This window comes from Rahnella sp. AN3-3W3 (assembly GCF_003263545.1).
GTDB classification, from domain to species: Bacteria; Pseudomonadota; Gammaproteobacteria; order Enterobacterales; family Enterobacteriaceae; genus Rahnella; species Rahnella variigena.
Genome location: NZ_JYDG01000052.1, coordinates 20,240 through 28,318, shown reverse-complemented (window position 1 = coordinate 28,318; position 8,079 = coordinate 20,240). Strand labels below are relative to the sequence as shown.

At 51.2% G+C, this 8,079-nt stretch carries 4 protein-coding genes; 1 reads left to right on the top strand and 3 read right to left on the bottom strand.

The window, feature by feature from the left end:
* Positions 1–194: 194 nt before the first annotated feature.
* Together UC15_RS15125 and UC15_RS15120 are read right to left on the bottom strand one after the other, a co-directional pair.
* The gene (locus UC15_RS15125; RefSeq protein WP_112289206.1) at positions 195–2,045 is read right to left on the bottom strand and encodes a hypothetical protein; all 1,851 of its coding nucleotides are present in this window, start codon (positions 2,043–2,045) and stop codon (positions 195–197) included.
* Between the two features lie 43 nt (positions 2,046–2,088).
* Entirely contained in the window at positions 2,089–4,185 is a 2,097-nt protein-coding gene (locus tag UC15_RS15120) for a hypothetical protein (protein WP_112289205.1), read from the bottom strand.
* Positions 4,186–4,423: 238 nt separating this feature from the next.
* Here UC15_RS15120 and UC15_RS15115 point away from each other — a divergent pair, with 238 nt between their 5' ends.
* The gene (locus tag UC15_RS15115; RefSeq protein WP_112289204.1) at positions 4,424–5,119 is read left to right on the top strand and encodes a pirin family protein; all 696 of its coding nucleotides are present in this window, start codon (positions 4,424–4,426) and stop codon (positions 5,117–5,119) included.
* Positions 5,120–5,182: 63 nt separating this feature from the next.
* On the opposite strand, the gene UC15_RS15110 is transcribed toward UC15_RS15115, so the two are convergent.
* On the bottom strand, positions 5,183–7,909 hold the full coding sequence (locus tag UC15_RS15110; protein ID WP_112289203.1) for an autotransporter outer membrane beta-barrel domain-containing protein: 2,727 nt from the start codon (positions 7,907–7,909) through the stop codon (positions 5,183–5,185).
* Positions 7,910–8,079 lie beyond the last annotated feature (170 nt).

The following is an 8,079-nucleotide window of genomic DNA, read 5'->3' as shown; positions in this document are numbered from 1 at the left end:
GCTTGCTGGCCGCCTGCCCACAACTCAAACTATTTCGAAAAATGTCCTTTCATATTTTGAGCTGTGGATGCGTTGGCTGCGCTTCGCTCACCCCGGTCACATACTTGTGTATGCTCTCGGGGATTCGCTTGCTTGTGCGTTCCTGCGACTCAAACTATTTCGAAAAACTCCTTAGTTCATCAGGCTATTAGCCGTCAGGCAAGGATCATATTCTGCTGCCATATCACCCGATCTCCGGCGGGTGGTTGGGCGATGACGGTGCTGCCGGATAAGCGGTTATTGAGGAACATCAGTGAGCTGGCCGGTTGTGCAGTGACGTCGGTGAACTCGAACGTTGCCTGCGTCAGGGTTGAGGAAAGAATATCGATTTGCTTTGGCGCAGTGCCGGAAAGCGTGAAGCCGACCTGATTAAATTGCGAAGCCTGAACCGACAGGGTGGAAGATTTCAGGATCAGCGGCGCAGACTGTGTGGCGGCGTTAAACGTGCAGCGCACAAAATTTACAGGCGCGGTGCTGTCGAATGCGTGTCCGCTGATAGCGTTGAACACCGTATCGGTAAAGGTAATAGCAGCCGTCACGTTGTTTCGCACCACCGGCGCACCGTCTTCCAGAAATGAAAACTGGCACTGACGAATGACGTTCGGGCGCGCAGCGCGTTGCGAGGCCTGACTGATAATCAGCGGGCCATCGGCGGTGCAGCCGGTCATCTGCAAACCGTCGGCATTGACCCACAACATCCCGGACTGCGGGATAGTCTCGTTGGTGATCACCACCAGATCTTCCAGCGTCAGTTCACTCACGCCGGAGCGGGCGACAAACCACGGGCAGACGTGCTTACGCACATTGATACGTTTGGCGCTGCCTCCCCAGGTGACGCCGGAATTGGCAAAGGTCATCAGGCCGGAGTTGCCGGTATAAGTGAGATCGTGTTCGTACTGACCGTGGGTGACGAACGGGCCTTTTTCCGCGCTTTGTCCGCTGGCATGACAATTCTCGACCAGGCAATACGCCGACGCCGTGAAATCATTTAAATGCCGTGCATTTGCCACGCTGCAATCACTGACATGGCCGTACAGACAATAGATCTGCTGTGTCAGATATCCGGCACCGCCAAAGGCCGTATTCGGCGGATTGGTGAGGGAGCATTGCTGCGTCAGATAATGGGTATTCCAGCGGCGCATCACCACCGGCCAGAAAGAACCCGTTGAGTGGATCCCCTTCACGTTGGCATATACCGCGTATTCAAACGCCACCGGATGGCTGCCGGTGATCTGGTCATCTCCCGCGCCGGAGAACTGCATATTTTTAACAGTAACGAATTCAACCGGCTCGACTTTTTGCCAGCTGATCACCCTGCCAGCCAGCAGTTCCCAGCCGTTGTAATAGCCAATCTGAATATGCGTGCTGTCAGGAATAGCGATGATTTCCACCAGCTTTTGCAGCTCGCGTTCCGCCGCGCCTTTCACCGGCGTAACCTCCACCGCGTACCAGTCGCCCACGCTGAACAGTGATGAATCGGCAACAGGGAAGATATCGGTCTGTTCCTGCAACGTTTCTGTCAGCGTGAAGGTGACAGGCGTGCCGGTGACAGTGCCCTGGAAAAACAGCACGGCGGCAAACGGGTCATTGACCGGTGCGCTGGCAATGCCGGTGGTGAAAACGCGGTTGTTCTGGAAATCCAGGGTGATGTCAGAACGTGTGAAATGATGGCGACGCTGAAAGAGCAAATCCGTAAACGCCAGAATCTGGCTGATTTGCGGATCATTCACTAATGCATCCAGCGCATCGTCAGCAGGTTGATCAGCATTAAGAATGCCGAAATTGCGGAAATCGCCGACACCCTGATGGATAAGACGCCAGCGACCATTGGCCGAATGGTCAGAACTGATCACCGTACCGTTATTCGCGGGCAGAACGCAGTTTTTGTCCCAGTGATAATGACCGCCGCCGCCGTCACCGGCCTGAAAATAACCATTAACGAAGACATTATGATCCAGACGTATTTTATGATTCTTCAGCGCCGATACAGAATTGAACGTTTTCATGGAAGATTCCTAATGAGGCTCAGGGGTGAGCCACTTTATTTTGTTATACCTCCTTGTTTTCAACCACAATATGCGGCCCTGTACTGGCTGGCACAACAGAGGTGGTATTTATCAGGATGTTATTCTGTTCGATAAAATAAGAGGGGCGGGAGAATGCCTTATCTGAAAATAACCGCTTGCCGTGCGTGAATGTCACATGATGTGCCTGATAATGATTAATACCGCTGGCGACCTCAATATGAAGCTGCTCGTCACCCGTCACTTCACTTTGCAATGGCCCTAACCGCCAGGTCACGGCATGGTCGCCGGTGCGCGAAAGTAAAGGCCGGGACATGTGATCGCCGGCCAGCGTGGAATCGCCATTAATCACGATTTTCTGCGGTCCCTCTGCGGTTAAAATAAGGGACACATTTTCAAGGCGGCAGGCGTTAAAGTTAATATCTTTATTTTTAATTAACAGCGAAACATCTTTATCCGTTCCTTTGAACTGGCAATGGGAAAAATAGACCAGCGAACGACCATTAATAGAATTTCGGGCTTCAGCCGCCGGATGAGAAATAATATACGGGTCGTCCGGAGCCAGATTACTGATCGTGGAATCATGACGCGGATCCAGCACAAATCCGCAGTTTTCAAGCACGTTCATTTTGATACTGCGCCAGCTGTTTTGCAGTAATGTCAGCTCGCCGCTGACACTGCAGTTTTGCACCGTCAGGCCGTCACAGTTGAGGCGCAATATACCGAGATTATCCTGTTCCGCATTCCGGTGAATACAGACATCCGTTAAGGTCAGATCCGTGACATGCGTGTCTGCGGTCAGCATGGAACAGCGGTGGTGGTTGATGACAATCCGTGCTGCCGACTGGCCCCAGGCTTTGCCGGAGTTGGCCAGCGTCAGGATGCCGGAGTTGGCTGTGAAGTGCAGATCATGCTCATACTGGCCGTGTGTCACGAAAGCACCGGAACTGTCACCGTTGCTGTGACAGTTCTTTACCACGCAGGAAGAGCTGGCGGTCAGATCGTTAAGATGTCGGGCATTAGACGTTGTACAGTCGCTAATCACGCCGTACTGACAGTAGATTTGTTGGGTCAGATACCCTGCGCCGCCCCAGGAAACCGAAGGCGGATTGGTCAGCGAACAGTGTTCTGTGCGAAAGAAGGTATTCCAGCGGCGGAAAATAACCGACCAGAAGGTGCCCTGCGCGTGAACGTTAATGACATCGCAATAAATGGCATATACCAGCGCGACGGGCTGGGAACTGTTATTAGCCAGCTGCCCCTCTTCGACATATTGCATATTTCGGATACAGACATTTTCCACCGGCGTGACTTTTCGCCAGTGCAGATGACTTTGTTCCTCCAGCACCCAGCCGCTTCTGTAATTAAGCCGGATATGTGTTTCATCAATCTGTTCTGTCACCTGCACCAGTCGTTGTATTTTGCGTTCCCAGTGGCCGGTCATCCTGTCAGATTCCAGGCAATACCACTGGCCGACAGGATATAAGTTGCTGTCGTCTACCGGATAGATTTCTGATAATAAAGGCAAAGGCTTCCTGAGAACGGATACCGTGGTTTGCTCTTCAGCCAGACCTGTGAAAGAAAAAATAGCGGCAAGGTAATTATTTTTGGGGGCAGCCAGTATTTCCAGCCCCGACGCGGTCACTGTGTGGTTATTAAAATCAAGGGTGATATTCGAGCGATTAAAGCGGTGGCGTGACATGAAGTTCAGCGAGGTATGGGCTTCAATCCGGTGAATAAGCGGATCACTGACCATCGCATTCAGTGCCGTATCTGCCGCGTTCTGTCCGTTAAATATGCCGAACTGACGAAAGTCCATGATGCCGTTATGTAATTGCAGCCAGCGGCCTTTAGCAGCTTTAAGCGAAGAAATGACGGTGCCCTGATTGGCTGTTTTCTCGCTACCGGCATCCCAGTAAACCAGTTTTGGCGCGCCATCCCCGGCAAAGTGATATCCCAACACCACGGCGCAGGTGCGGTCTGCCGGCGCAGAGAGTTGCCTTAACGCCATAATGTTGCTGGCGCTAATTATATTATCCGAATTAATTTCAACGGATTTAAATAATCCGGCAGAGACCACTCCGCCAGTTATTCCCGCGATCAACTCGCGGCGGTTAATCATGATGATTTCCGGAAAACAGACGTCACAGGGATTTTCCTGAATATATTCAATATTTGAGTATTGTACGGATGCGTCATTAAGCAACTTTCGGAAGAACAATTTGACTTAATTTTCTTCAAATCCTTTGGAATGCGTCGCCGGCATTTGTTCATATTTTTTGAACAGAGGAGTGAAGTTTTTACGCTTTCTTATTCTCAGTCGTTGACTAGACTAGAGAAAACATTGAGGAGAGTTGAACATGATTTACTTACGCAAAGCACAAGAACGCGGTCACGCAAGTCACGGCTGGCTGGAAAGCTGGCATACCTTCTCTTTTGCCGATTATTACGATGCGAACTTTATGGGATTCTCCGCGCTGCGGGTAATCAATGAAGATTTCATCGATGCGGGGCAGGGTTTTGGTAAGCATCCGCATAAAGACATGGAAATTCTGACCTACGTGCTCGACGGCACCGTGGAACATCAGGACAGCATGGGCAATAAAGAACAAATCCAGGCCGGTGAGTTTCAGATTATGAGCGCCGGTACCGGTGTGACGCATTCCGAATACAACGGTAACAGCGACCGTAAACTGCACCTGTATCAGATCTGGATTATTCCAAATCAGAAAGGGCTGGAACCGCGTTATGAACAACGCATGTTCGATGCGCCGCAGGGTCGCCAGCTGGTGCTTTCTCCGGATGCCCGTGAAGGTTCGCTGAAAGTGTTCCAGGATATGGAGTTGTCCCGCTGGGCGCTGAAAAAAGACGAACAGTCTGTTTATCAGATTCAGGCTGAACGCCGCGTGTGGATCCAGGTGGTGAAAGGCACGGTTTCCGTTAACGGCCAGAAAGCCGGGGCGAGCGATGCGCTGGCGATTTGGGATGAAACGGCGCTGTCGGTTCACGCAGACGAAGACAGTGAAATCCTGCTGTTTGACCTGCCTCCGGTCTGATAACCGTTCAGTCAAAAGCATAAGGCGATGCAAGGGCATCGCCTTTTTTGCGTCCTGAATTCTCTATTTAAAGCTGACGTTAATACCGATATTGCCCTGATAACCTTCCTGTTTACCGTCAAAACCCCGCAGATAATTTGCACTGGCATAAAAGGCGGCATTTTTGCTCAGCGTCGCAGTGATCCCGCCGCCCGCTTTCCAGGTACTTTGCGTGAAGTCAGGCGAAATACGGGTACTGGCGATAGTGACAGCGGGGGCATCGCTGAATGTCGATACCGCATCAAGGTTCAGGTACGGCGTAATGTTCGGCTGATCCACCTGCGGCAGATGGGAAAGTCGCACACCGGCCCGTGCCTGCACGCTGCTGTCAGTGGTTTTTTCCACCGAGGCTATCCCGTCACTGAATCCTTTCATGTGCAGATACTGATAAATCACCTGCGTCTGAGGTTCGAGTCTCCAGCTTTGGGTTATCGCCAACGGGATGCCGCCTTCGGCTGAAAACGCCACGCCGTAGCCGTCCTGTTTAGCATCAGTTTCACTCTGGAATTCGGTGTGGTAATCAGTGATTTGCCCGACGAAGTCCAGATATGCGCCGCTGCCGGTCTTCACGGTGTAATAGCCGCCAATGCCGTAAGCATCGGTAGACACATCTCCGGTATCGGTGGATTCGCCGACCAGCCCGCGGGCGCTGTCTGAGCTGTTGGTTTTCTGATCTCCCAGTGAAATCATCACCCCGGCATGCACATTATTCCCGCGCGGTGTCTCATCCTGATACAAATCCTTGCCGATCTGGATATAACGAATGTCGCTGTCAAAACTGAAACGACCCACATCATAATTATCATGCGACCCGCCGATGCGTGCCCATGTGCCGTCCTGACTGCGTTTCACGCTGTCGCCGGTACGTTCGTGATAGGACCCCATTGAGCTAAAGCCGTACTGCCGGTTAAGGAAGGGCGCGGCAATGTAACCCACGACATCGGTCCGGTAGGCGATCACCGGTTTAGGTATCGGTGTCGGTTGCGGTGTAGGTTCTGGTTCTGGTGCTGGTGCTGGTCCTGGATCAGGATCAGGCACCGGTTCCGGCGGCGGCACCGGCTCCAGATAAGTGCGCAGATACCAGTCTTTTGGCGACGTACTGCCACCTTTATAGAGATAATAATCGTATGCTCCGGCACTGACTTTTCTCAGCAATTTCAGCGACGATGTGTCAGCCCCATCCACCTGCACCAGACGGATGCCGTCGCCTGTTGTCAGCGCACCGCTGCCCCCGACATTGCGCACCAGCACGCCAAAATTGCCACTGGCGTTACCCTGAACATGCAGTAAATCGGTGGGGGAATTATCGCTCCCCAGCTGCGTGCTGAAATTCAGGGCACCGTTGCCGGAAAGCGTGCTGGTGGTAAGTGTGTGGAATGCGCCCTGCTGCGGTTGAGTGAAGTTCAGCAGACTGTTATCCATCGATAAATTACCGAGGACGGAATCACCAGTCAGATTCCACACCGACTGGTTATTCAGCGTCAGTGAGGTGAGGTTTTGCACCGCGCCGGTCAGCACGGAGTCATCCAGCGTGACATCGGTTTTCGCCGTCGTCGCATTGATAATATTGCCGATAATCTGGCTTTTACCGCTGACATTCACCGTGCTGGCACCGTTATCGGCAAAGGTCATCGCTGCGTTAATCCCTAAAATGCGGGCCGCGTTGCCGATGATCACTTGCGCATTACCGTTGTAAATCTTACTGATCCCGACATTGCCGCTATTGATGGTCGCATTATCAATGCGAAGTTTTTGCACCTGATCGGCTGTCATGGGGTCGGCATTCAGCGCCAGGCCTACAGAGGCGTTTCCAGGGGTGGAAATAAGCAGTCCGTCTGTCAGTGTCAGATCGTTGGCACCATTAAATGTTACGCCATTTGTTGCAGCCGCTTGTGTGGTAATGGAACCGCCGCTGACTTGCACCACGCTGTCGTTTTGCACCATCAGACCGTTGCTGTGCTGCCCTAATGTGTGGATATCAACGTTCTTTATTTGCAAATTACCGAACGTCACTGCCACTGCATTACTCTGATCACTGTCCGTCACGATGGTTCCGCGATCATAAGTGACATTTGAAAAACGGTCAGCAGACCCGTCGATACTTATCCCCTCACGAACCTGAGACAAAATTGACGTATTCAGTAATGTGGCATCGGCATTGTTGATAGCTATTGCAGAACTGCTGGGCATTCCACTCAGGTGATTCACGGTTAATCCGGTAGCATTCAGCGTGGCGCCATTATTCACCTCAACGGCATTATCCGCATTGTTGGCGTTAATGGTGATATTAAGCATATTTGCCGAGGCATCATCATTAATCACCACGGCGGCACTGTTGGAGTTTATCGTTGCTTCATTAATATTTAATACGCTGTTTTCATCCTGAACTGTGATGGCATGAGAAATACCGGTTAGGGTGCTGTTGTGATTAATAACAGAGTCTTCTCCGATATTTATAATACCGCCATTTTGCGCGGTCAGGGAGGAGCCAAGCTGGCTGCCGGTGGCGTTAAACTGGTTAGCCAGTAAAGTCAGTTCTGCGCCATTATTTACCAGTATGCCATATTTTATCAAAGGGTTATCAGCAACAATGTTTTCGTTATCCTTCGTGGATAAGGTCAGCTTTTGATTGTTCGTGAGTAACAGCGGCAAGGTGTAATTTGCCGCGCTGGCGCTCATGACGGCAATATTGGGCAGACAACATGCCAGCAGAATAAAACGGGTTATTTGACTGTATTTAAACGCCGGCATCGGGCATTCCTCAAAAAAACAGGGGGTGAATGCCGGACAATGTATTCATTAATCTTCAATGGATAAAATCATTCGATATCAATTTTTAACTGAACGCAGGGAATGATATTAATCGGATTTAGTTTTTATTTTTGACACCGTAAAATATTTTATTGATACGTCATTTCATG

What these genes read in the sequence shown, in the direction of transcription:
- UC15_RS15125 (WP_112289206.1), bottom strand. Translation starts at nt 2,045, where the DNA reads ATGAAAACGTTCAATTCTGTATCGGCGCTGAAGAATCATAAAATACGT.
- UC15_RS15120 (WP_112289205.1), bottom strand. Translation starts at nt 4,185, where the DNA reads ATGATTAACCGCCGCGAGTTGATCGCGGGAATAACTGGCGGAGTGGTC.
- UC15_RS15115 (WP_112289204.1), top strand. Translation starts at nt 4,424, where the DNA reads ATGATTTACTTACGCAAAGCACAAGAACGCGGTCACGCAAGTCACGGC.
- UC15_RS15110 (WP_112289203.1), bottom strand. Translation starts at nt 7,909, where the DNA reads ATGCCGGCGTTTAAATACAGTCAAATAACCCGTTTTATTCTGCTGGCA.